Genomic DNA, 23,938 nt, shown 5'->3' with positions numbered 1-23,938 from the left:
GGAACGGGGCTTTGCGCGATAGAGGTCAGGCCCAGGCAGCTGTCGCCCGGGGCTGGGCGGGAGACACTCCGGGAGACAGGTGTCGCGTCAGTTGTATCGTCTGGGCAAGCGGATTGGCCCGCCCGTCATCCCGCTTCAGCCTCGCGCGTCACTTGCAGGCACGCGTGCTGTGCGCTGTCGATGAAGGTGGCGATGCAGGGGTTGTGGTTGTCGGCCTTCCACACCGCCACCACCTCGATGACCGGGGCATCGCGCAACGGTTTGAAGGTGGTGGTGGCCAGGCGCATGTTGCACATCGAGCGCGGCACGATCGCAATCCCCAAGCCTTCGCCCACCAGGTTGACGATGGTTTGCTGCATGTTGATTTCCAGCCCGATGTTCGGGGTGACACCGTGCTGCAGGCAGTAGTTGAAGATCATGTCGTGCAAGGCGGGAGCGATCCGTCGGGGCACGATGATGAAGGTTTCTCCGGCCAGCTCCCGGGGGTCGATCAGCGCCTGTTCAAGGAGCCGATGGCCGGGTGGCAGGACCACGGTCATTTCTTCGCGAAACAGGGTCACGGTTTCCAGGCCGGAGCAATCCTGCGGACGGTACATGATCGCCACGTCCTTGTTGCCGCTGCTGATGTCCTGGGCCAGGTCCAGGGGCAAGGTCTCGGTCAGCTTCAGGCTGACCTGGGGAAACTGCGCAGCGTAGCGCCGGGTAATCGCCGGCGTAACGCTGTAGGCCGTCGACATCATGAACCCCACCGACAGCTCGCCCGCCGCCCCCCGCGCGGCGGCCAAGGCATTGCGCTTGGCCTGCTCGAACGCGGCAAACACCGTGCCGGTGTCCAGGTAAAAACGCTGGCCGGCTTCGGTGAGCTCCACCCGGCGCCGGGACCGATCAAACAGCCTGACCCCCAGTTCATCTTCCAATAGGGCGATCTGCCGCGAGAGCGGCGGCTGCGAGATATGCAGGCGTTCAGCGGCACGGCCGAAATGCAGCGTTTCTGCCAAGGTGCGGAAATATTGCAGATGGCGGAGCTCGATCATGATGCTCTCAAAGGTATCAATAGATGATTTATTATGGATTGGAAAATATAAGTGTGCCTCGTTATTGTCATTCAACGCCATATCGACGGCTGCATCACAAGTGCGGTCAGTCGACATAGTCACGAGCTATACAATAATAAAAGGTGACGCTGATGCCTTCTGTACACGAAAACCCTTCGTTTACCCGAGCCCACACAACCTCCGCCTACCCTGAATGCGATATTGCCCACGACTCTGACCCCTACGTCCGCCAGGCTTTTCGCCGTGCACTGCGGCTCATGGAGCGCGGCATCGCGGTGCTGATCCAGGGTGAGACCGGGACTGGCAAAGAGGTCCTGGCCCGTGCGCTGCACGAGCACAGCCAGCGCCACGCCGCGCAACTGGTCGCCCTCAACTGCGCGTCCATCCCCGAAACCCTGATTGAAAGCGAACTGTTCGGCTATGCCCGCGGTGCGTTTTCCGGCGCCCTGCCCGGTGGCAAGAAAGGCAAAGTGGCCCAGGCCGACGGCGGCACCCTGTTTCTCGATGAAATCGGCGACATGCCCTTCGAGCAGCAAACCCGCCTGCTGCGGGTCATCGCTGAACGCGAGATCACCCCACTGGGGGCCGAACGCAGCGTGCCGGTGAACTTCGCCTTGATCTGCGCCACCCACCAATCCCTGACCCACCTGGTGGAAAACGGCCGCTTTCGCGAAGACCTGTTCTATCGCATTGCCACCGGCGTGGTGCAATTGCCGCCCCTGCGTGAACGCACTGACCGGGCCGAACTGGTGTGCAGCATGGTCGCCCACGAATTGCCCGGGTGCGACCCACGCCAGGTGATCAGTGCCGATGTCTGGCCCCTGCTGCTCGGCCATGCGTGGCCCGGCAACCTGCGGCAGATGCGGGCGGTTATCCGCTACGCCTGCGCGGTAAAGGAAGGCGCGCGCATCCAGCGGTGCGACCTGCCCGGCGATTTCCTCGCCCAAGCCGGCGGTCAGCCTGGGTTGCCGGCCCGCAGCCAGGTGCAGAACGTCACGCCGATTCGCCCGAGCAGGCCCACCGCCGCTCCCGTGGGTGAGCGCGAGGACGTACTCGGCGTGCTCATCGACTGCCGCTGGAACATGACCGCGGCAGCCCGCGCGCTGGGCATCTGCCGGCCTTCGCTGTATCGCGTCCTGCGGCGGCTGGACATCGCGCCGCTGAAGAACCAGTTGGCGCTGGGCAGCTTCGCCCCTTCCTGACGGTTTACCCCCTGCTGTTCATCGAAAAGCCGGCCACTTCCCGTGACTCGGGAAGGCCGACCTGCGCCCAGATCAAGGAATAACAACAATGAATGCCTCAGCCAATTTTGCGCCGATCAGTTTTTCTCTCAAGGGCCGTAACGCACTGGTGACCGGCGCCGCGCGCGGCATCGGCTATGCCATCGCCGTGGCCTTGGGCCAATGCGGCGCCCGGGTCGCCATCTGCGACCTCGACCACGACGCCGCAGAACGGGCCGCCGCCCAGCTGGGTGAGTTGGGCATCGATGCCATCGGCCTGGGCGTGGACGTTGCCGACGAGCAACAAGTGCAGGCCATGGTCAGCCAGGTGGGCCTGGCGTTGGGCAGCATCGATATCCTGGTCAACAACGCCGGCATCGTCTCGACCTTGCCCCTGCTTGAAGTGAGCGCCGCGGAATGGAAGCGCGTCATGGCCATTGACCTCAACAGCGTTTTCTACTGCGCCAAAGCCGTACTGCCCGGCATGATGGCCCGACGCTCTGGACGGATCATCAACATCGCCTCCGTCGCCGGCAAACGCGGCGGCGGCCTGCTGGGCAACAGTTGTTATGCCGCCGCCAAAGGCGGCGTGATCGCCCTGACCAAGGGCCTGGCCCGCGAGGCCGGCCCCTTCAACATCACCGCCAACGCCGTCTCCCCCGCCCTGACCGAAACCGACATGACCAGCACCCTGAGCACCGAAGCACGGGCCAAAGTGCTGGCAGACATGCCACTGGGACGCGCCGGAACCCCCCGCGACATCGCCGCTGCCGTGTGCTTCCTGGCATCGGATGCGGCGGGTTTTGTCACTGGGGAAATTATGGATGTGGATGGGGGGTATATGCGGGATTAGGAGAAGGCCTGCTCGCACTGCCATTGGTGCTGCGCGATCGCCTTTTTCCATACGCCAGAAACCACAAACCCCCGACTTTCTCTAGGAAAATCGGGGGTCTGTGTTTGCAGAATGTGGCGGTGAAGGAGAGATTCGAAAGCGCCCGCGCCCTCGATCGCTCGGCAGAGGTACCGGTTTATAAGGGCTCCAGCGATGCCAGCTCCGGGAAAACGTTCCCATGCCATTCCCACGGACCTCTCGCACATCTCAGTACGCGTGCACATCACACGTATAGGAGCCTGAATTCCAAGATCTAGGGGAGGCCAAAAAAAAGAGTAACATCAGTAACATTGCCCAGTTTTCAGACGCAAGCCTTTGAAATACATAGGTTTTGTTTGATTCGCAAAAGGTAATCTTTAAGTAATATTGAAGTAATCTGATTACTCCCTATAAATGCAATCCAAACAATCAATAAAACCCTTTAAAATCAATGACTTGATCAATAATTACGCTTTCAATTACTTCTCTATTACTCCTATTTGTAATCCCCGACCCAGCGGAATACGTGCCCTTCAGAGCATTTCCTTGGATTGGTTACTGAAATTACTCTTTTCAAACGCCCCCCCAATAGTGATGCCTCTCGCCCCTTAAGCTGAAACGACGTGAGCGCTATTTTCGGCTCCCTCCGGGTATCCTTGTATCCTCATGATCAAGGGAGGTGACTATGGGTACTGTTCAATGGCGGCCATATATGAATTTCACAGCGCAATCCACAGCGCTGCGTGCGTTCTACCTCATGATCAGCCGTTTGGAAAAAGGCGAGCTCTCAGAAGGAGAATATCCATCAGTCATCGTTTTCATGGCTTTTTCGTTGGAGGCTTACCTCAACACGTTGGGTGCCAGGCAAGTCACCTTCTGGAGTGAGATCGAACGGCTACCTTGGCGAACCAAAATCGAAATCCTTCACGAGGTCGCAGGAGCGAAACCCTCCTGGGGGGACGGACCATTACAGTTCGCTGCGAGGATCTTTAAATTCCGTGATCAGTTGGCGCACGGAAAACCAGAGCGGGTATGTGGCGAGTGGGTTCCAGGAGTTCCCGATGGAACACACCGTGAAATGCACAAAGCAATGAAGCCAACCTATATGAAAGACATAACGTCTCAATGGCTCTTGAATTCAGCTGATCAGTTTCGAATTTTGATGACCTATCTTGGCGGTCTATTCGACTATCACGAGAGTGATCACCTCAGGAATGCGGAAGGCGGTTACGACATTGATGACGGCGTAGACTAGTTTTAGAGGCCCTGCGCAGGGATTCGCAGGCTTTTGCTGCCTCACATTCGCATACACAGCCCCCAGCCTGGGAGGGCTTGAGCTACTTGCAGGTATGCAGAAAAAGCGACCTATTTAGCCCGCAGGCGTGGTGGGGGGATGACGGCGCGCGCCAGCTTACGCAGATCTGCCTTTAAGCACAGCGCACCACAACGGTGCGAAACCTCATCCAATTCAGCTCGACGAAACGATTTCCTCTCCTGAGATTGAGAGGAAGGATTTCATTTTTTTGAGTATTTGAAATCTAGCTACCGCCTCGGTATGCTCATTTCAAATTTGAGGGATTCTGAAATGAGCATGATCAAGTCCCCACCTAAACTGGTTCTAAACCCTTTCAAGGTGGTCATCGAGCAACACACGGAGATGGCAGGCACTTATCTAGAGTTGAGTCACGCTCTCGATTCGAAAGGTCGCTACCTGCATTTTGATAAGTTTCGCTTCCGGTTGCCTGCAAACGTAGACCCAGCATTGGCATGGTCTATTGTAAAAGGGGCTCGCGCGAGACAACTTATGCCCGCACTTCCATTGGGGGAACCACCCCTGATGTGTACGTTTCTCTATACGCCAACCATGCATATAGCGGTATCCGCATGCGATCAAAATACGACGACAGCAGCACTTGAATGGATGTGCTCGAAAATTGGTGAAGGGAAGCATTTACAATATCTACTTAATGATCTAATTGAAGATGAAGCCATCAGCAGCAGTCAGTTAGAAGGCGCAGCAACAACAACCCGCGCGGCTAAACAGCTACTAAAAAAGAAGCCCGGCCCTAGAACGCCAGATGAAAAGATGATCATCGGCAACTTCAAAATGATGCAGCACGCGTGGGAATGCAGAGATAAAGAACTCTCATTAGAACTCATCACCGAACTGCATCAAGTCGGTGTAGAAGGAATTGATGATGATAGATACCATCCCGGAGAGTTTAGAAACGACGACAACATCGTCGTCGAAGATGGAAAGGGGGATATCGTCCATCAACCACCACCAGCAGAAACACTGGAGAGTCGGCTAAGAGCAATTGCAGACTGGGTAAACACCAATCACTCAGACGTTAGCAGTCAAAGCTTTATTCACCCACTCGTTAAAGCAATCACCCTACACTTTACGATTGGGTACGAACATCCATTTCATGATGGTAACGGCAGAGTTGCGAGATCACTATTTTACTGGTACATGTTTAAAAAGGGGTTCGGTGCATTTAGATACATAGCAATTAGCACACTACTTAAACTCGCCCCAATACAATACGGGAAAAGCTACCTATACACAGAAACTGACAACATGGACCTAACATATTTTATTGACTACCAATGCAGAGTAATAACCAGAGCAATCGGTCAATTCAAGAAAACATATGACGCAACAGTGAAGGCAATGGATGAGTTCAACACCTTCCTTTACTCATCCGGACTATATGGAAAGCTAAGCGAAAAACAGAGGATCGTATTCAATGTAGCCAAATCCGGTGTAGCCAAGGAGTTCACTGTAACAAACGTAAAAGAAAATCTTGGTTGTGCATACAACACAGCTGCGACGGTTCTAAATGGCTTAGTAGAACTAAAGCTGTTCAGCAAACGAAAAGTTGGGAATGAATGGATTTACTCCATGATCGACAAGACGCAGATACTAAAGGCTTGGAAGCCGTAGACATGATATTGAAAGGAGGCCGTTTTAACGGCCTCATCTATTCCGCGTCTTCATGATTTAGCCTCAATAGATACACACATTGAGCCAGCGTAGAGTGCCCCACCCTTAACTCAAAGCTTTCACAACCAATTACAACAGGAGCTATCTTGAATCGAATTAAGAATTACTCCCCGGAAATCATCGGAATACTTACTGTATTAGCCGCACTAAACCTTTGGTATCTTTCAAGCCTTGCAATTGAAAACACTATATTACCAAAAAGCCTGGACTACTTAATAAATGCCTCCATAAGTGCAGTCGGCGCTTTCATCGGTGCCTATTTCGCGTTCAAGTTAAAAAAGAATGAGGACGACAAAATCGTACTCAACACCAACAAAGACTCGCTCGACATGAGTCTTCTGATCCTAGCTAGACAAATGAACGCATTAAGCAACTTTAAACTTGACTTAGATCGATTTCCAACTCCATTTGAAAGAGCGTTCAACTTACCCGCTCTAAAGCCACCAGCCTATCACGACCTACGTCAAAATATTGCAAGCCTTACTCACTTAATAGAACATGGAGAAGTCCAAATCATCCTAAACATCTCAATTGAACAGGAAAGATTCGAGCAAACCATACACTCCATCAACATTCGCAACGAGTTTTATGTAAATGAAGTTCAAATAGCAATTAGCGAAAAAGGTCTAAATGGAAAAATCATGACCGTAGCCGAGTATAAATCCGAATTAGGAGAGCGTCTTTATGCAGGCGCAATGCTCGGATCCAGCACTATGCATCAACTTGTCACCGAAACCCTCCACTCCTTAAAATCAACATTCAAAGATCTAAGAACCATCGCAAAAAAAATTCATCCTGAAAGAAAATTTATTCACATAGAGGCTCTTGACACCGAAACCCCTCCTACAGCTTAGGACTTCATTCAATCCTTGAGATATTTTACTTTAATCAATGCAAATTAAATCTGAGAGTCGATTATATACGGGCTAAACTTTATAATCTCATCCCCAACCCAATCATTCAGCTGCAGCATCCGCATCTGAATGGGTTCCAGTTCGTTCGCCGCGTAGATCTGCGCCGCCTCCCTGATCGATCCAAAGCCCCCAGCGTTCTGCGGCACAATGCCCATCAGTTGCGGTGGTATCCGCAGACTGGCCAGCACGTCATCCCTGGTCTGATTCTTGATCGAGTTGAATTCATCCTTTGCCGCCACCTCACTTACGGGGATCAGCTGAATCCCGTCCTTTTTGCCGGTCGGCGAGTACACAAACAGATTGCGGAAATTCCCGGGCCCCTTTGAATCCTTGAGCGCCTTGCGCAGTGCGTCGATATCGGTCTGTGCAGCGTCGGTCATGTACAAAATGAAGCCGGCATGACTGCCGTTCTCGTAGTACTTACGCCGGAACAGGGTCGCGGACTCGTTGAGCAAGGCCGATTGCAAGGCGCTGATCCACTCCGGCAGCCCGTAAATTTCCTGGTGCAAATCCGCCTCGCGCAGGTGAAAGACGCTGCCCGGTTCAAACGCATGCTCATTTTTGAAGCCCTGCACCTGGTAAAACATGCCATCCGGTCCGGCTCGCATGTACTTCGCCAGTGGGGGTACAAGCTGCCGAGTGCCGCCCAGCACCGAGCGGCGGCGCTCCAGGTAGCCATTGCCCAGACACAACGAGTCCAGGGCGAACTGCTCAAACGCGGCGCGGGACAACATCGGGTGCGGGATGAAGGTCTTGCTCAGCAAGTTGCGTTTGAACATCAGTCCCGAGTTCAGGTGCACACTTGCCCCAACCGAACGGGCCAGGCCATCGAGGGACAGTTGCTGCTCTTAACAGCGTTAGTCAGCAAAGCGGATTTACTAGTGTTAGGAACAGGCGGTAAATGCTGACAGCTAAACCATAGCTATCTAGCGCACCTGCACTAGCCCGCATTCCCACATTGCCTTTTTCCAGACGCCAGAGACCACAAACCCCCGACTTTCTCTAGGAAAATCGGGGGTTTGTGTTTGCAGAATGTGGCGGTGAAGGAGAGATTCGAACTCTCGATACAGTTTCCTGTATACACACTTTCCAGGCGTGCTCCTTAAGCCACTCGGACACTTCACCGTATCTCTTCAAACAAGTTCTGTCTGTCGAGGCGCGCTAATGTAGTCGAAAGCTTTTCTGATGGCAAACATTTTTTTCAGAATTTTCATGCGCTTAAGACATTTGTTCGGGCACGCGGTTTTGTGGGCAGGGCAAACCGGCCATTCTCCGGCCCGGGCCGTGCCTCTATATAGAGGGGAATGCCGGGTGGCCGTGGCTGGCCATGCCGGGTGCAGCCGGTTTGGCTGACTGGCCGGTCAGTCACGGCGCTTTACCTGGCCGACAGCCATGGGTAACGTCTGCTGCACTTCAATACAAGGAATAGCGTCATGAGTGAGTTGATTTCCTACCACCTCGAAGACGGTATCGCGACCCTGACCTTGAGCAATGGCAAGGTCAATGCCATCTCCCCGGACGTGATCGCCGCGTTTAATACTGCGCTGGATCAGGCCGTGACGGATCGGGCGGTGGTGATCATCACCGGCCAGCCGGGCATTCTCTCCGGTGGTTATGACCTGAAGGTGATGACGGCCGGTCCCAAGGAAGCCGTGAGCCTGGTGACTGCCGGCTCGACCCTCGCCCGCCGTCTGCTGGCCCACCCGTTCCCGGTGATCGTTGCGTGCCCTGGGCATGCGGTGGCCAAGGGTGCGTTCATTCTGTTGTCGGCCGACTACCGGATCGGGGTCGAGGGGCCGTTCAGCATTGGCCTGAATGAAGTGCAGATCGGCATGACCATGCACCACGCCGGCATCGAGCTGGCCCGTGATCGCCTGCGCAAGTCGGCGTTCCACCGTTCGGTGATCAATGGCGAGATGTTCGACCCGCAAGGCGCAGTGGATGCCGGCTTCCTCGACAAGGTGGTCGCGGCCGACGAGCTGCAAGGCGCGGCACTGGCCGCAGCCCGCCAGTTGAAGAAGATCAACATGACCGCCCACAAGAACACCAAGCTCAAAGTTCGCAAGGGCTTGCTGGACGCACTGGACAGCGCCATCGCCCAGGATCAGGCCCACCTGGTTTAACGTCAGGCGCTGCGCTTGCTTGCGATGAACTTAAACACAACGCGTTTATTCAGGTTTCACGCGTCATCGTTTACGTCCATCGCGAGCAAGCCGCAAGCGGGCACCCGCTCCTACAAAGTGCAGCGTTGCCGCCCGGCATCGGGTTTTTTCCTACATTGACCGTTGAAAAGCACTCAAACGCTCTAGTCCGCATCCGTCAGCAGATGTCGGAAACATGCGCTTAAACATCGGCCATCTCCTACCTATATAGCGGCAATTGCCGAAAACAGTGCACATCCGTACACTGCGCCACCTTTTGCTCCGGTGGGCCTGTAGATGCTGTATCTGTTTCGTATGTTGTTGATGGGCCTGCATTTTGTTTTGGCGGGTGTGCTGGGTGTGTTGCTCGGGCTGTGCCGGCCGTTCAATCCGGATAACAGCCGATTGTGCGCCCGCCTCTATGCCTGGCCGGCGATGTGCATCCTGCGCCTGCGGGTCAAGACCGACGTCGACTCGCTGACCCACAAAAAGCAAAGCTGCGTGGTGATTGCCAACCACCAGTCCAACTACGACTTGTTTGTGCTGGGTAACGTGGTGCCCCACCGCACCGTGTGCATCGGCAAGAAGAGCCTGAAATGGGTGCCGCTGTTCGGGCAATTGTTCTGGCTGGCCGGCAATGTGCTGATCGACCGCGGCAACGCCCACAAGGCGCGCCAGTCGATGCTCACCACCACCCACACCTTGAAGCACAAGGACACCTCGATCTGGGTATTCCCCGAGGGCACGCGCAACCTGGGCAAGGAACTGCTGCCGTTCAAGAAGGGCGCGTTCCAGATGGCGATTGCCGCCGGTGTGCCGATCGTGCAGGTGTGCGTCAGCAACTACATCAACCACATGCGCCTCAACCGCTGGAACAGCGGCCAGATCCTGATCCGCTCGCTGCCACCTATTCCTACCGCAGGCCTGACCCTGGACGACATGCCGCAACTGATGGCCCAGTGCCGTGAGCAGATGCGTGAATGCATCGAGGCCATGGACCGCCAACTGCAAGCCGCCTGATTCCCCAGCCCGCGCTGCGGGTTAGCCTCGCTCCGACCTCCCCAAGCAGGCTAAGCTGCACCCTGTTTGTCACTGCCATTGGTCAAGAAGAAGTGAATCGCAATCATGGGTAGAGTCGTTGCGGCCGCGGTCTACAGCGCCGGCAAGAAAGTCACCAATATCACCCTGGATGAAGGCGCGGCCTGGGCGGCAAAGCCCGGGCACTTCGTCTGGATCGGCCTTGAAGAGCCGAGTGCCCTGGAGCTGGCCAACCTGCAACGCCAGTTCAACCTGCACGAACTGGCCATTGAAGACGCCCTGGAAAAACACAGCCGGCCCAAGCTCGAGACCTTCGGTGACGCGCTGTTCATCGTGACCTACTCGCCGGTGCGCCAGAACGGCGTGCTGGAGTTCATCGAGACCCACATCTTCGCCGGCTCGGGCTACATCATCACCTGCCGCAACGGCCACTCGGCCTCTTATGCCCATGTGCGCCAGCGCTGCGAGGCGCGCCCGCTGCTGCTGGAGCATGGCGAAGACTTCGTGCTCTACGCCCTGCTCGACTTCGTGATCGAGAACTACCAGCCGGTGGGTGAAGCGATCCATGGCGAAATCGACGCCTTGGAACACAACGTGCTGAACAGCGCCCTGAACGAGCGGGATATCCAGAACCTGCACGGCCTGCGTCGCGACGTGTTGCGCCTGCGCCGCTACGCCGCGCCCATGGTGGAGATCAGCGAGGAGCTGCAGAAGCTCAAATTCCCGTTTATCGACAAGAACATGCGTCCCTACTTTCGGGACGTGCAGATCCATGTCACGCGGCAGATGGAAGACCTCACCACCCTGCGCGACATTGCCAGCCAGACCATCGAGATCGGGGTGCTGCTGGAGGCGTCACGGCAAAGCGTGGTGCAACGCAAGTTCGCCGCCTGGGCGGCGATCCTGGCGTTTCCGACGGCGGTGGCGGGAATCTACGGGATGAACTTTCAGAACATGCCGGAGCTGAGCTGGCACTACGGCTACTTCGGGGTGCTGGGGTTTATCGGCGTGGGTTGCGCCGCGCTGTGGGGCAGCTTCAAGCGCTCGGGCTGGTTGTAGACGGCAGCGCGCGACACCCGCTCAAGCGGCTTCCCCTTGGCGCATGCGCACGCGGCAATGTTTCTCTCATATAGATTTGAAGCACTGCTTCGATTGCGCCGTAAATAATCCCGACGGGCAGCTGTAACCCTTTGTGTCAGCGCCTAAATTTGCCCGTCAGCCCATCGTATTAAGGACAGTTCCCCGTCACTGCCACCGTTTCTGGCAGGGCCTGGCTGTGGTCGCGCTGTTTGCGCCAGCGGGCACGGGACGATTTCCATTGACCGGAACCCTGCATGAAACACCCGCGAAAGACCCGCCGCGCCCTGCTTGCAGGCCTTTGCCTGATCCCGGTTATGGCCCTGGCTGCCTGGCAGTTCAACGCCCCCGGCCGGGATCAGTTCGCCACGGTGCAGGTCAGCCGCGGCGATATCGAGAGCAGCGTCACCGCCCTCGGCACCTTGCAGCCACGGCGCTATGTCGACGTCGGTGCCCAGGCCTCGGGGCAGATCAAGCAGCTCCACGTCGAGGTCGGGGATGTGGTCAAGGAAGGTCAACTGCTGGTGGAAATCGACCCCGCGACCCAGAACGCCAAGCTCGATGCCGGGCGTTTTTCCATCGACAACCTCAAGGCCCAGTTGCAGGAGCAACGGGCCCTGCACGACCTGGCCCGGCAGAAATACCAGCGCCAGCAGACCCTCGCCGCCGGTGGCGCCACCCGTGAAGAGGACGTACAGACCGCCCACGCCGAACGGCGCGCCACCGAGGCGCGCATCCAGATGTTCCAGGCCCAGATCCGCCAGGCCGAAGCCAGTCTGCGCAGCGATCAGGCGGAGCTGGGCTACACGCGCATCTACGCGCCAATGGCCGGCACCGTGGTGGCGCTGGACGCCCGCACCGGCCAGACCCTCAACGCCCAGCAGCAGACCCCGCTGATCCTGCGCATCGCCAAACTGTCGCCGATGACCGTCTGGGCCGAAGTCTCGGAGGCCGATATCGGCCACGTCAAACCCGGCATGCAGGCTTACTTCACCACCCTGGCCGGCGGTGCGCGGCGCTGGCAGAGCACGGTGCGCCAGATTCTCCCGGTGCCGCCCAAGCCCTTGGACCCGAGTGGCCAGGGCGGCGGTGGCGGGAGCCCTTCCAGCAGCGGTAAAAGCGGCAGCGCCCGGGTGGTGCTGTACACCGTGCTGCTGGATGTCGACAACGCCGACAACGCGTTGATGGCGGAAATGACCACTCAGGTATTTTTTGTCGCCGGGGCGGCGAAAGACGTGCTCACCGCCCCGGTTTCGGCCCTGCAGAACAGCGCCAGGGCCGGCCGCCAGCAGGTGCGGGTGGTCGCCAGAAACGGCAGCATCGAAACCCGTGAAGTCAGCACCGGCCTCAGCGACCGCTTGCAGGTGCAGATCCTCGACGGCGTGAATGAGGGCGATCACCTGCTGATCGGTCCGGTCGACGGCAACGAGGGTTGAATGCAGACGCCGCTGATCGACCTCAAAGACATCCGCAAATCCTACGGCGGCGGTGACGCCCCCCACGTGCATGTGCTGCGCGGCATTGACCTGTCGATCCATGCCGGCGAGTTCGTGGCGATTGTCGGCGCTTCCGGCTCCGGCAAGTCGACACTGATGAACATCCTCGGCTGCCTCGACCGCCCGAGCGCCGGGGAGTATCGGTTTGCCGGGGAAAACGTCGCGCAACTGGACAGCGACGCACTGGCGTGGCTGCGCCGTGAGGCCTTCGGTTTTGTGTTCCAGGGTTACCACCTGATTGCTTCGGGCTCGGCCCAGGAAAACGTCGAGATGCCGGCGATCTACGCCGGCATCCCGGCCGCCGAACGGCATGCCCGCGCGGCCGCCCTGCTCGCCCGGCTGGGGCTGGCGGAGCGCACCGGCAACCGTCCCCATCAGCTCTCCGGCGGCCAGCAACAACGGGTGTCGATTGCCCGCGCACTGATGAACGGTGGCCATATCATCCTCGCCGACGAACCCACCGGCGCCCTCGACAGCCAGAGTGGCGCCGAGGTCATGACCCTGCTCGATGAACTGGCGAGCCAGGGTCACGTGGTGATCCTGATCACCCACGACCGCGAAGTCGCGGCCCGGGCCAAGCGCGTCATTGAAATCCGCGACGGGCTGATTATCAGCGACAGTGCCGCCGACAACCCGCAGGTCCAGCGGTCGGCCAACCCCGGCGCCCTGCAGGCTGTCGACCTGCGCCAACGCCTGAGCCAGGGCAGCGCAGCCAGCGGCGCCTGGAAAGGCGAACTGCTGGATGCCGTACAGGCGGCCTGGCGGGTGATGTGGATCAACCGCTTTCGCACCGCCCTGACCCTGCTCGGGATCATCATCGGCGTGGCCTCGGTGGTGGTGATGCTGGCGGTGGGCGAAGGCAGCAAGCGCCAGGTGATGGCGCAGATGGGCGCCTTTGGCTCGAACATCATTTACCTCAGCGGCTCGGCGCCAAACCCGCGCACGCCACCCGGCGTAGTCACCCTCAGCGACGTCGCGGCCCTGGCCCGCCTGCCGCAGGTCAAGCGCATCATGCCGGTCAACGGCGCGGAGGCCGGGGTGCGTTTTGGCAACGCCGACCACCTGAGCTACGTCGGCGGCAACGACACCAACTTCCCGGCGATCTTCAACTGGCCGGTGGTCGAGGGCAGCTACTTCACCGAGGCTGACGAGCGCAATGCCGCGGCGGTGGCGGTGATCGGCAAGAAGGTCCGCGACAAGCTGCTCAAGGACGTCGCCGACCCCATCGGCCAGTACATCCTGATCGAAAACGTGCCCTTCCAGGTGGTCGGCGTGCTGGCGGAAAAAGGCGCCAGCTCGGGCGATCAGGACAGCGACGACCGCATCGCCATCCCCTACTCGGCCGCCAGCGTGCGCCTGTTCGGCACGTATGAGCCGGAATACATCGCCATTGCCGCCGCCGATGCGCGCAAGGTCAAGGAAGCCGAACAGGCCATCGACCAGTTGATGCTCAAGTTGCACAACGGCAAGAAGGACTACGAGCTGACCAACAACGCCGCGATGATCCAGGCCGAGGCGCGCACGCAAAATACCCTGTCGCTGATGCTCGGTTCGATTGCCGCGATTTCCCTACTGGTGGGCGGCATCGGGGTGATGAACATCATGCTCATGACCGTGCGCGAACGCACCCGCGAGATCGGCATCCGCATGGCCACTGGCGCCCGGCAACGGGACATCCTGCGCCAGTTCCTGACGGAAGCGGTGATGCTCTCGGTGGTCGGCGGCATAACCGGGATCGCCCTGGCCCTGCTGGTGGGCGGCGCGCTGATCCTCAGTGAAGTGGCCGTGGCGTTTTCCCTGTTCGCGGTCCTCGGCGCCTTCGGCTGCGCCCTGGTCACCGGCGTTATCTTCGGCTTCATGCCGGCCCGTCAAGCTGCCCGGCTCGACCCGGTCACGGCCCTTACCAGTGAATGATCGAACGATGAAGTCGCCTTTGAGCCTGCTCTGCGCGTGCCTGCTGCTCGGCGCCTGCGCAACCCCCGCCGAGCACCCGGACAGCGGCATCAGCGCGCCGCCCGCCTGGCAATCGCCCGTCAGCGCCAGCACCGACGAAAAGCGCCAGCAATGGTGGGCCACGTTCGGCAGCCCGGAGCTGGAGGGCCTGATCGCCCAGGCGCAGCTCGGCAGCCATGACCTGGCGGCCGCCGTGGCACGGGTACGCCAGGCCCAGGCCACGGCGGTGATCGCCGCTGGCCCGTTGCTGCCGCAGGTCCAGGGCGGATTGAATGCCAACCGCCAGAAGTTGCTGCGCGGCAATGGCTACAGCCAACTGGATGCCGACAGCAGCAACCAGGCCGTGGACTACTTTGACGCCAGCCTCAGCGCCAGTTACGAAATCGACTTCTGGGGCGCCCGGCACGCGGCCCGCGACAGCGCGCTGCAAGGGGTGCGCGCCAGCGAGTTCGACCAGGCGACAGTGGAACTGACCCTGCTCAGCAGCGTGGCCAACCGTTACAGCCAGAGCCTGTCGCTGGCCGAGCAAAGCCGCATCGCCGAGCTGAACCTGGGCAACGCGCAAAGCGTGCTGAAACTGGTGCAGACCCGCTACGATTCGGGGTCGGCCACGGCCCTGGAACTGGCCCAGCAAAAGAGCCTGGTGGCGGCCCAGCAGCGGCAATTACCGCTGGTGCAACAGCAGGCCGCAGAAGCATGGATCAGCCTCGCGGCCCTGCTCGGTCGTCCGGTGCAAGCGCTGCCACGCAGCCACCTGACGTTCGCCCACATGAGCTGGCCGAGTATCGCCAGCGGGGTGCCCAGCGACCTGCTCAGCCGCCGCCCGGACATCGCCCGCGCCGAAGCGCAACTGGCGGCCGCCCAGGCCGACGTTACCGTGGCCCGTGCGGCGATGCTGCCCAGCGTCACCCTGAGTGCCAACATTGGCTCGGGGGCCGACACCGTCGGCGACCTGTTGCGCAGTCCGTTCTACAACCTCACGGCCGGGCTGGTGGCGCCGATCTTCAACAACGGCCGCCTGAGCGCCGAACGCGACCGCGCCACCGCGCGCCAGCAAGAGCTGCTGGAGCATTATCGCGGGGCAATCATCAATGGCTTCGCCGACGTCGAAAAAGCCCTCACCAGCATTCGCGGCCTCGACCAGCAGCGCCAATGGCAAACCGAGGAACTGGCCCAGGCCCAGACCGCCTTCGACATCGCCCAGAGCCGCTACCAGGCCGGCGCCGAGGATCTGCTCAGCGTGCTGGAAACCCAACGCACCCTGTTTGCCGCCCAGGACTTGAACGTGCAACTGCGCCTGGCGCGGTTGCAGGCCAGCATTGGCTTATACAAAGCGTTGGGGGGCAATTGGTGAGCTGACGATGCAGGGCACTGGCACGCCCCACGGTCGCTACCGGCCAGCGTCAGAAGCTGAACTCGAGTCCCACCTCTTAACGTCTAAACATACAAGCGAGCCGGGCGGCGCCGCGTGTGCTCGCGATAAGGCCAACAGCCGGAGTGCTACCGCGAGCAAGCCGCTGCCACAGGCAATGTGACGGCCCGTACATTTTGCGTATGGCCAGCATGGCGAGGCTTGCCTGGGATGGCGGTGGGTCAGGGGCCATAATTGCTGGCTGTGCCGGCCCTATCGCGAGCAAGCTCGCTCCCACAAAGGCATCCCACAGAAATAACCCACCCAGAAAAAGCAGGCCGGCCGGTAGCAGCAACGCCCTGGACTGCTGCTACCTCGAAGGTCGCACCGTCACGGCGAACATGACCTACAACTTCTAAACCCCCACCGTCAAACGCCGCGGCCTCAGGAATGGGGCCGCGGCGTTTTGTCAGAGGAGCCAGGCAGTCTCGATCAGGCCGGCAAGCGACGATAGCTCTGTACCGCCGCCACCAGCACCACCGCCCCCCCGCCAATCGCCAACCAGAACCCACTGCGCGCGCCAAAGGCGTCCACCAGCCAGCCGGAGCCGGCGGCGCCAATGGCCACGCCGATGCTCAGGCCGGTCACGAGCCAAGTCAGGCCTTCGGTGAGCTTGGCCGGCGGCACGATGCGTTCGACCAGGGCCATGGCGACAATCAGGGTCGGGGCAAAAAACAACCCGGCGATGAACACCGTCAGCGCCAGCCCGACAATATTGCTCGCCAGCAGCAACGGCAGCGTGGTCAGCGCCGTCGCGACCCCGCCATAGAGAAACAGGCGCGGCAGCGGTACCTCGGTTTTCAGCGCACCAAACGCCAGGCCTGCCAGGCAGGAACCAATGGCATACACCGAGAGCACGATGCTCGCCGCCGCCGGCTGCCCTTGCTGTTGGGCGAAGGCCACGCTGACCACGTCCACCACGCCGACAATGGTGCCCAGGGCGACCATCAGCAGGATCAACCAGCGCACGTGAACCGAGGCGATGGCCGAACCGGGTTGCGCATGGTCATGGGGGTGCACGCCAGGCTCGGTGCTGCGCTGCATGACAAACGCGCTGACCCCAATGGCCAGCGCCAGCAGCGCCGCCAGCGGCCCGGCTTCGGGAAAGACCACCACGCACAGCCCTACCGAGAGTGGCGGGCCGACAATAAAACAGACCTCGTCCAGCACCGACTCCAGGGCGTAGGCGGTTTGCAATTGTGGCTGACCGCGATAGATCTCGGTCCAGCGCGCCCGCACCATCGCCGACATGCTCGGCATGCAACCGGCCAACGCGGCGAACACAAACAGTGTCCAGTGCGGTGCCTGCAAGCGCGTACAGAGCAACAGCAGCAACAGCGCACCACCGCCCACCAGAGCCGCGATGGGCAGCACCCGGCCCTGGCCGTAGCGGTCGACCAGGCGCGACACCTGGGGTGCACACACCGCCGTGGCCAAGGCGAAGGTCGCGGCCACGGCTCCGGCCAATGCATACCCGCCGTGGAGCTGCGAAAGCATGGTGATCAGGCCGATGCCGGTCATGGATATCGGCATGCGCGCAATCATCCCGGCCAGCACAAAGGCCCGGCTGCCGGGTGCCTTGAACAAGGCCGAATAGGGGTTTGCCATCAGGTTCCATCCTCTTATGGGGCATGTAACTTGCCATAAAGCGTCAGCGTGGTAAAAATACATACGCTGCGTATGTACAAAATCATGCAAACATACGCGTCGTATGTCAAACCGAAAAACCGTGAGGGACACCATGGGCCAGCGACCACGCGCCGAAATGATCGAGCAGACCCGCGCCAAACTGATCAGCAGCGCCCGCCACGCCTTCGCCACCCAAGGCTATGGCCACACCTCGATGGACGACTTGACCGCTCACGTCGGCTTGACGCGTGGCGCGTTGTATCACCATTTCGGTGACAAGAAAGGCCTGCTGGCGGCGGTGGTCGCCCAGATCGACGGCGAAATGGACGCCCGGCTCGACGCGATCTCAGCCAATGCCAGCGACCCCTGGAGCGGCTTCTGCCAACGCTGCACCGCGTACCTGCAGATGGCCCAGGAAACCGAGATCCAGCGCATCATGCTGCTGGACGCCCCGGCCGTACTCGGCGACCTGACACTGTCGCTGCAAATGGACTGCATCGCCACCCTGACCCGTCTGCTCGAACAGTTGATGGACCGGCAGACCATTGCCGTCGCCCCACCCCAAGCCCTGGCACGCTTGATCAACGGCAGCCTGGTGCACGCCGCGCTGTGGATCGCCCGCGATCCAGCACCCGCCGAACGCCTGGAGGAAGCGTTGGCGGGCCTGGCGCTGATGTTGCGCGGCTTGCGCATCGACGGCGCAAGTCAACCGACCTGAACCTGAACTCCCCGGCCGGCGCGCCAGTCTGCCATCGAGAGGAGGTGCAGCGAAGCAAACCGGAGACGATGCCCCGGATGGATACCGTAGCGAAGGAACCATTAGCCGCCATCACCCCAGCAACGGATAAACCCACAAAACCCAAGATCAAGAACACCACAGCCTCACCGCAAATCCTCCCGCGAAAACCGCTCGCGATAAACCTGCGGCACCACCCCCATGGCCCGCAAAAAACTCCGACGCAAGGTCTCCTCACTGCCAAACCCACACTGCACCGCGATGCGCTTGATCGGCAGACCGGTATCGCTCAACAGACGGCGCGCAGTTTCCACGCGGATCCGCTCGATGGCGCGTGCCGGGGTCTGGCCGGTGTCGGCGCGGTAGTGGCGGATGAAGCTGCGTTCGCTCATGCCCGCTTGCAGCGCCAACGCCGGGATACCGAGGTCCAGGCTGAGGTTGTCGGCGATCCAGGCGTGCAGGTCGTCGAAGCGCTTGCCCTGCTGCTGCAGGTCCAGGGTCACGCTGAACTGTGCCTGACCACCTGGGCGCTTGAGGAACACCACCAGTTGCCGGGCGACTTCCAGGGCCATCGCACGCCCCAGGTCGGTCTCCACCAACGCCAATGACAGGTCGATGCCCGCCGTGACCCCGGCCGAGGTCCAGACCGGGCCGTCGTTGATGAAGATGGGGTCGGGTTCGACCTGCAGGCGCGGGTGTTGCCGGGCCAGTTGCTCGCAACGGGTCCAGTGGGTCGCCACTCGCCGCCCATCGAGCCAGCCGCTGGCCGCCAGCAGGAAAGCCCCGGTGCAGACCGAAGCCACCCGTCGCGAAACCGTCGCCTGCTGGCGCACCCAATCCACCAGCGCCGGGTCTTGGGCCGCCGCATACACCCCCCAGCCACCGGCGATGATCAGGGTGTCGGAGGCCGTCTCCGGCAAGGGTTCGGCGAGCAGGGCCAGGCCAGCAGAAGACAGCACCGCGCCACCACCCGGGCTGATCACCTGGGGCGCATAGGGCGTCGGCATCCCGCGCTGGGCGGCAACATCATTGGCCGAGGCAAATACCTGCAGCGGCCCGGTGACGTCCAGCAACTGCACCTTGGCGAAGGCGAGCACATGAATGGGTTTCGGCGGGGTCGTAGACATTGGCGTAATTCGAGGGTTGATTGGCATGTACGCCAAAGACTAGAAGCCTAGAGTCAAGTCGTCCACCCCCTGGCGGGGGTGAATTTACCCACCCAGGAGAGAGCGTCATGCCATTGCAGATTGGTTTTCTGTTGTTCCCACAGGTGCAGCAATTGGACCTGACCGGGCCCTACGATGTGCTGGCGTCGCTGCCGGACGTGCAAGTACACCTGATCTGGAAAGACCTGGCGCCGGTGACGGCCAGCACCGGCCTGGTGCTGCAGCCAACCTGCCGTTTCGCCGACTGCCCTGACCTGGATGTGTTGTGCATCCCCGGTGGCAGCGGTGTCGGGCCGTTGATGGAAGATGCGCAGGTGCTGGCGTTTATCCAGGCCCAGGCGACCAAGGTGCGGTACCTGACCTCAGTGTGCACCGGCGCCCTGGTACTGGGTGCCGCCGGCCTGCTCAAGGGCAAGCGTGCGACGACCCACTGGGCCTATCACTCATTGCTGGGCCTGCAGGGGGCGATCCCGGTGCAGGAGCGGGTGGTGCGCGACGGAAACCTGTTGACCGGTGGCGGGATCACGGCCGGGATCGACTTTGCCCTGACCCTGGCGGCGGAACTGTATGGCGATGACGTCGCCCAACTGGTGCAACTGCAACTCGAGTACGCGCCCGCCCCGCCCTTTGCCTCGGGTGAGCCGCAAACCGCGCCCGAGGCCGTGCTGCAACGGGCCAGGCAACTGGCCGCCGACTCGCTCACCCAGCGCAGGCTGATCACCCAACGGGCCGCCGCCAGGCTGCAGGACCCGCTCGGCTAATGGGGACCGGCCTGGCGGTCATTCACCACGAATGAACTGACGCCGCCGTCGCCATAGGCTCGCTCGACCTTGGCGATCACCACCTGGTAACCGGCGTACCACTTGCGGTACTGCCGTTTGGCTTCCAGGTGACGCGGGTGCGTGGCGAAGGCGCGAATCGAGGCTTGGTCCTGCCAGTAATAACTGGCGTTGACGAGCTCGCCATCGGCCGAACGCCAGGATTGGCTGCCGACAAATCCTGGCAGGCTACTGGCGACTTCGTCGATCAAGGCACTCAAGCGCTGGAATTCCTGGTCCTGCTGTCCCGGCTTGTAGATGAATGCGGCAATGTACATGACAACTCCTTGTGGTCTCAGGGGGTGCGCGTCAGCAGTGCCAGCCGGACGGCCAACAGTATCAGCACCGCGGCCAGGCCCAGGGCTTGCAGACGAGCATAGGGGGAACGGCTTGCCAGGCGCCGGCGCAGGACACCGCCAAAGACCCCCAGCAGGATATGGAACACCACGCTGACCGAGGTCAGTACCAGGCCCAGCACCACCAGTTGCAGGGCAATCGGCCCTTGCTCCGGGTGCACGAATTGCGGCAGGAACACCATGAAAAACAGCAGCGCCTTGGGGTTGAGCAGGCTGTTGAGCATGGCCCGCAGTAGCAGGGTTGGCAGTGCTTCCAGCGGGGCCGATGCCGCTCTGGTGGCCGAGCTTTGTAGCAGGGTCTTGAATGCCAGCCACAGCAGGTACAACACACCGGCATAACGAATCAGCTCGAAAGACGGCGGCCAACTGGCGACGAGGGTGGTGATCCCGGTGGCGGTCAGCGCCGTCAGCAGCAGGTCCGCCAGGCCGATACCCAGCCCCGCGGCCACCCCGCCGCGCCACCCATAGCTGACGCCATGGCTGATCACAAACGCCATGTTCGGGCCCGGAGACAGCAGCAACAACACTACCGCGCCGACAAATATCCATAAGCTCGTCAGATCAATCATGGCGCCCGCGCTCGGTCAGCAAAGGCTGTAGAGTAGAGCTAACATCTGATACAAACAAAAAATTGATCTAGATACACGGCAGCGAAAAATCATGTCCCGGATTCGCTACAAACGCCTCGTCGATGAGTTCGCCCAACAGATCCGCAGCGGTGCATTGTCACCCGGCACCCAACTGCCCACCCTTCGCGCGCTGATGACCAGCCAGCGTATCGCCCTGGCCACCGCGTTGCGGGTCTACAACGAGCTGGAGGCCAGTGGACTGGTGGTTGGCGAAACCGGACGCGGCACCTTCGTGCGAGATGCATCAGTGCCGCGCGGCCTGGGCCTGGAACAACAGCCCCTGAGTGCGGGCAGCGTGGACCTGACATTCAATTACCCTGCGGTGCCTGGCCAGGCGGAACTGCTGCGCGAAGGCCTGCGGGCACTGGCCGCCTCGGGCGATCTCGATGCCCTGCTGCATTCGCCCCCCCAAGGTGGCCGCCCCCATGAGCGGCAGACCGCCGCCCGGCATTTGCGCAATCGAGAGATTCGGGTGGCCGGGGATCAGGTACTGATCGTCAACGGTGCCCAGCAAGGCCTGGCCGTAACGCTGATGGCCTTGCTCAAGCCCGGGGATGTGCTGGCTCTGGACGCACTGACCTACCCCGGACTGAAAACCCTGGCCCAGGCGCATCGCCTGGACCTGGAGGCGCTGCCGCAAATCGCCGGGCACACCGACCTTGATGCGCTGGAGGCCCTGTGCCAGCGACGTCCGGTGCGCGCCTTGTATTGCATGCCGACCCTGCATAATCCGCTGGGAACGGTGATGTCCGCCCCCGACCGGCTGCGCCTGGCACAACTGGCCGAGCGTTATGGATTTGTGCTGATCGAGGACGGGGCCTATGCCTTTCTTGCGGAGCCATCGCCCAAACCGCTGTTTACCCTGGCACCCGAGCGCACCGTGTACATCGGTGGCTTGTCGAAAAGTGTCGCTTCCGGCCTGAGGGTAGGATTTGTGGTCGCACCCAAGGCGATCATTCCAGCGTTGGAGCATGCCATCCGCATTTCCACCTGGAGCACACCGTCGCTCAACGTCGCCCTGGCCTGTCGCTGGATCGACAGCGGCGTGGTCGATGACCTCGAGGAACAAAAGCGCCAGGATGCGCACTGCCGACAAACGCTGGCCCGCCAGGTCCTGCGCCACAGCACCTTGATCGGTCATCCGTCGTCCTACTATTTCTGGCTACCATTGCCGGAGGGCCTGCGCGCCGACCGGGTGGTGGCAGACCTGGCACGCCAAGGGGTCATGGTGACCAGCGCCGAACCTTTTGCCACCACCGCCCATGTGCCCCATGCCTTGCGAGTAGCCATGGGTTCAGTGGCCATGGACCGCCTCAAGCAGGCACTGGAGCGCGTGCGTGAAGCCGTCGCAGGGTGAACCGGCACTTTATCGCGCCCATAAAAAAACCCGCCGAAGCGGGTTTTCAAGACCATGACGACATCCTGTCGCTGCGTTCCTTGCATATGGCCGATCATCCATGATCCTGAGTACATCCTGTGCTCAGTTGATGGGTGAAGATTACGCTTCGGATCCAATGCGCAATAGACGACATAGCAAGTAACTCATGTAAGACATTCGCTATAAGCGTGCAGGTCAAGCACCCTCGGGGTGTCCGACTTCCAGGGCCAACAGCGCGAGATTGGCCACCTGCAGTTGCTTGTCGGCCGCAGGCGCGTCGTCATCTTCCAGGAACCAGGCGGCGGACAGGCCGGCAAACGCCAGGACCCATTGCAGTAACCGCCGCGGCTCCAGCCCTGCCTGCGCCGCGACCAGCGCCACTTGCCGGTTGAACCGTGCCGGGTCGGTGGCGCTGGGCAGGTCCGGGTTGCAGATCAGGTTGGCGTAGTCGTAGGTCCGTTCGCCGGTCACCCGCTTCGGGTCGATCGCCAACCAGCCCCGCGGGCCGAAATCGAGGAGGTTGTTGTGGTGCACATCGCCATGCAGCACAACAACCTCCTGGGGGGTGGCCAGCAGGTACTCGGCACTGGCCAGGCATTGTCGCAACCGCCCGCCATGGCGGCGTGCCGCCGGTGCCAGAGATCGAAACCAGTGCGCCATGTCGACCAAGGGCGGCAGCGGTGCCGAGCGCGGGGCATGCAGGCGCGCCACGGCGTCACAGATGATCCGGCTGGCCAGGTCGTCCGCCCCGTGCATGGCCATGTGCAGCAGTGAGCGCCGGCCTTCGGCGCGCTCCAGCAAAAGCGCCGCACCATCATGGGCGTAGACCCGCGCGGCGCCCTCTCCCGCCCACCAGGTCATCAGCAGGTTGCCGAACTTTTCTTCGTCATCGAGGGCGATTTTCAACATCGCCGGCAACCCCTGGTAACGCACCGGGAGCAGGCGGCTGCCCAGGGTAATGATCGGCTCCCCTTCGGGGTGCAACTGCCATTGGGTGAGGTAGGGTTCAAACATGCGGGGGCGATTCAAGGCTCAGTGGGAAT

General features: G+C 60.7%; 20 protein-coding genes, 1 tRNA gene and 1 pseudogene. 14 read left to right on the top strand and 8 right to left on the bottom strand.

The genetic code is table 11. The features are described 5' to 3' along the window. Positions 1-125: 125 nt before the first annotated feature. A complete protein-coding gene (locus Q1W70_RS18890) occupies positions 126-1,034 on the bottom strand; it encodes a LysR family transcriptional regulator (RefSeq protein ID WP_166593135.1) in 909 nt (302 codons plus the stop codon). 152 nt (positions 1,035-1,186) lie between these two features. Between Q1W70_RS18890 and Q1W70_RS18885 the strand changes: the two genes are divergently transcribed. From Q1W70_RS18885 to Q1W70_RS18865, 5 genes are all read left to right on the top strand, one after another. Further along, entirely contained in the window at positions 1,187-2,257 is a 1,071-nt protein-coding gene (locus Q1W70_RS18885; protein WP_166593134.1) for a sigma-54-dependent Fis family transcriptional regulator, read from the top strand. A gap of 88 nt (positions 2,258-2,345) precedes the next feature. Beyond that, positions 2,346-3,128, top strand: coding sequence for an SDR family NAD(P)-dependent oxidoreductase (locus tag Q1W70_RS18880; RefSeq protein WP_185819015.1), 783 nt, complete (start codon positions 2,346-2,348; stop codon positions 3,126-3,128). 703 nt (positions 3,129-3,831) lie between these two features. Next, positions 3,832-4,401 carry a hypothetical protein gene (locus Q1W70_RS18875; RefSeq protein WP_166592488.1) on the top strand — a complete coding sequence of 190 codons (570 nt, stop codon included), beginning with the start codon at positions 3,832-3,834 and terminating at the stop codon, positions 4,399-4,401. A gap of 336 nt (positions 4,402-4,737) precedes the next feature. Further along, positions 4,738-6,093, top strand: a complete 1,356-nt coding sequence (locus Q1W70_RS18870) for a Fic family protein (RefSeq protein WP_166592517.1) — start codon at positions 4,738-4,740, stop codon at positions 6,091-6,093. Between the two features lie 146 nt (positions 6,094-6,239). Next, positions 6,240-7,007, top strand: a complete 768-nt coding sequence (locus tag Q1W70_RS18865; RefSeq protein WP_166592489.1) for a hypothetical protein — start codon at positions 6,240-6,242, stop codon at positions 7,005-7,007. A gap of 44 nt (positions 7,008-7,051) precedes the next feature. Here the strand turns inward: Q1W70_RS18865 and Q1W70_RS18860 are convergent. Next, a pseudogene (locus Q1W70_RS18860) lies at positions 7,052-7,915 on the bottom strand (phage portal protein); the annotation flags it as partial. A gap of 187 nt (positions 7,916-8,102) precedes the next feature. Further along, positions 8,103-8,192 (bottom strand) — tRNA-Ser (locus Q1W70_RS18855). Positions 8,193-8,500: 308 nt separating this feature from the next. Here Q1W70_RS18855 and Q1W70_RS18850 point away from each other — a divergent pair. The 6 genes from Q1W70_RS18850 to Q1W70_RS18825 all read left to right on the top strand — a co-directional run bounded on the left by Q1W70_RS18850 (position 8,501) and on the right by Q1W70_RS18825 (position 16,126). Further along, positions 8,501-9,190 carry a crotonase/enoyl-CoA hydratase family protein gene (locus tag Q1W70_RS18850; RefSeq protein ID WP_166592490.1) on the top strand — a complete coding sequence of 230 codons (690 nt, stop codon included), beginning with the start codon at positions 8,501-8,503 and terminating at the stop codon, positions 9,188-9,190. 315 nt (positions 9,191-9,505) lie between these two features. Beyond that, positions 9,506-10,228: a 1-acylglycerol-3-phosphate O-acyltransferase gene (locus Q1W70_RS18845; RefSeq protein ID WP_166592491.1), complete on the top strand. Its 723-nt coding sequence runs from the start codon at positions 9,506-9,508 to the stop codon at positions 10,226-10,228. A gap of 105 nt (positions 10,229-10,333) precedes the next feature. Beyond that, the gene (locus Q1W70_RS18840) at positions 10,334-11,305 is read left to right on the top strand and encodes a magnesium and cobalt transport protein CorA (protein ID WP_166592492.1); all 972 of its coding nucleotides are present in this window, start codon (positions 10,334-10,336) and stop codon (positions 11,303-11,305) included. Between the two features lie 275 nt (positions 11,306-11,580). After that, complete coding sequence (locus Q1W70_RS18835) at positions 11,581-12,759, top strand: efflux RND transporter periplasmic adaptor subunit (protein WP_166592493.1); 1,179 nt, start codon at positions 11,581-11,583, stop codon at positions 12,757-12,759. Next, on the top strand, positions 12,760-14,733 hold the full coding sequence (locus Q1W70_RS18830) for a MacB family efflux pump subunit (RefSeq protein WP_166592494.1): 1,974 nt from the start codon (positions 12,760-12,762) through the stop codon (positions 14,731-14,733). A 7-nt stretch (positions 14,734-14,740) separates the two neighbouring features. Continuing rightward, positions 14,741-16,126 carry an efflux transporter outer membrane subunit gene (locus tag Q1W70_RS18825; protein WP_166592495.1) on the top strand — a complete coding sequence of 462 codons (1,386 nt, stop codon included), beginning with the start codon at positions 14,741-14,743 and terminating at the stop codon, positions 16,124-16,126. Between the two features lie 489 nt (positions 16,127-16,615). Here the strand turns inward: Q1W70_RS18825 and Q1W70_RS18820 are convergent, their stop codons facing one another. Next, positions 16,616-17,791: an MFS transporter gene (locus Q1W70_RS18820; protein WP_166592496.1), complete on the bottom strand. Its 1,176-nt coding sequence runs from the start codon at positions 17,789-17,791 to the stop codon at positions 16,616-16,618. Positions 17,792-17,924: 133 nt separating this feature from the next. Here Q1W70_RS18820 and Q1W70_RS18815 point away from each other — a divergent pair, with 133 nt between their 5' ends. Beyond that, complete coding sequence (locus Q1W70_RS18815; protein WP_166592497.1) at positions 17,925-18,530, top strand: TetR/AcrR family transcriptional regulator; 606 nt, start codon at positions 17,925-17,927, stop codon at positions 18,528-18,530. A 164-nt stretch (positions 18,531-18,694) separates the two neighbouring features. On the opposite strand, the gene Q1W70_RS18810 is transcribed toward Q1W70_RS18815, so the two are convergent. Continuing rightward, a complete protein-coding gene (locus tag Q1W70_RS18810) occupies positions 18,695-19,675 on the bottom strand; it encodes a GlxA family transcriptional regulator (protein WP_166592498.1) in 981 nt (326 codons plus the stop codon). Positions 19,676-19,782: 107 nt separating this feature from the next. Here Q1W70_RS18810 and inhA point away from each other — a divergent pair, with 107 nt between their 5' ends. Next, entirely contained in the window at positions 19,783-20,475 is a 693-nt protein-coding gene (gene inhA / locus Q1W70_RS18805; protein WP_166592499.1) for an isonitrile hydratase, read from the top strand. On the opposite strand, the gene Q1W70_RS18800 is transcribed toward inhA, so the two are convergent. After that, positions 20,472-20,810, bottom strand: coding sequence for an antibiotic biosynthesis monooxygenase family protein (locus tag Q1W70_RS18800; RefSeq protein ID WP_166592500.1), 339 nt, complete (start codon positions 20,808-20,810; stop codon positions 20,472-20,474). The genes inhA and Q1W70_RS18800 overlap by 4 nt on opposite strands. Before the next feature lie 17 nt (positions 20,811-20,827). Continuing rightward, positions 20,828-21,457 (bottom strand): LysE family translocator, encoded by a 630-nt coding sequence (locus Q1W70_RS18795; protein WP_166592501.1) that lies wholly within the window; start codon positions 21,455-21,457, stop codon positions 20,828-20,830. Between the two features lie 91 nt (positions 21,458-21,548). Here Q1W70_RS18795 and Q1W70_RS18790 point away from each other — a divergent pair, with 91 nt between their 5' ends. Next, positions 21,549-22,874 (top strand): aminotransferase-like domain-containing protein, encoded by a 1,326-nt coding sequence (locus tag Q1W70_RS18790; protein WP_182341481.1) that lies wholly within the window; start codon positions 21,549-21,551, stop codon positions 22,872-22,874. A gap of 216 nt (positions 22,875-23,090) precedes the next feature. On the opposite strand, the gene Q1W70_RS18785 is transcribed toward Q1W70_RS18790, so the two are convergent. Next, complete coding sequence (locus tag Q1W70_RS18785; protein ID WP_302097744.1) at positions 23,091-23,909, bottom strand: aminoglycoside phosphotransferase family protein; 819 nt, start codon at positions 23,907-23,909, stop codon at positions 23,091-23,093. Positions 23,910-23,938: the final 29 nt, after the last annotated feature.

Source organism: Pseudomonas kielensis (assembly GCF_030505375.1).
Taxonomy (GTDB): Bacteria; Pseudomonadota; Gammaproteobacteria; order Pseudomonadales; family Pseudomonadaceae; genus Aquipseudomonas; species Aquipseudomonas kielensis.
Note: the sequence above shows the minus strand (reverse complement) of the source record. Positions and strands in the feature narration are given on the sequence as shown.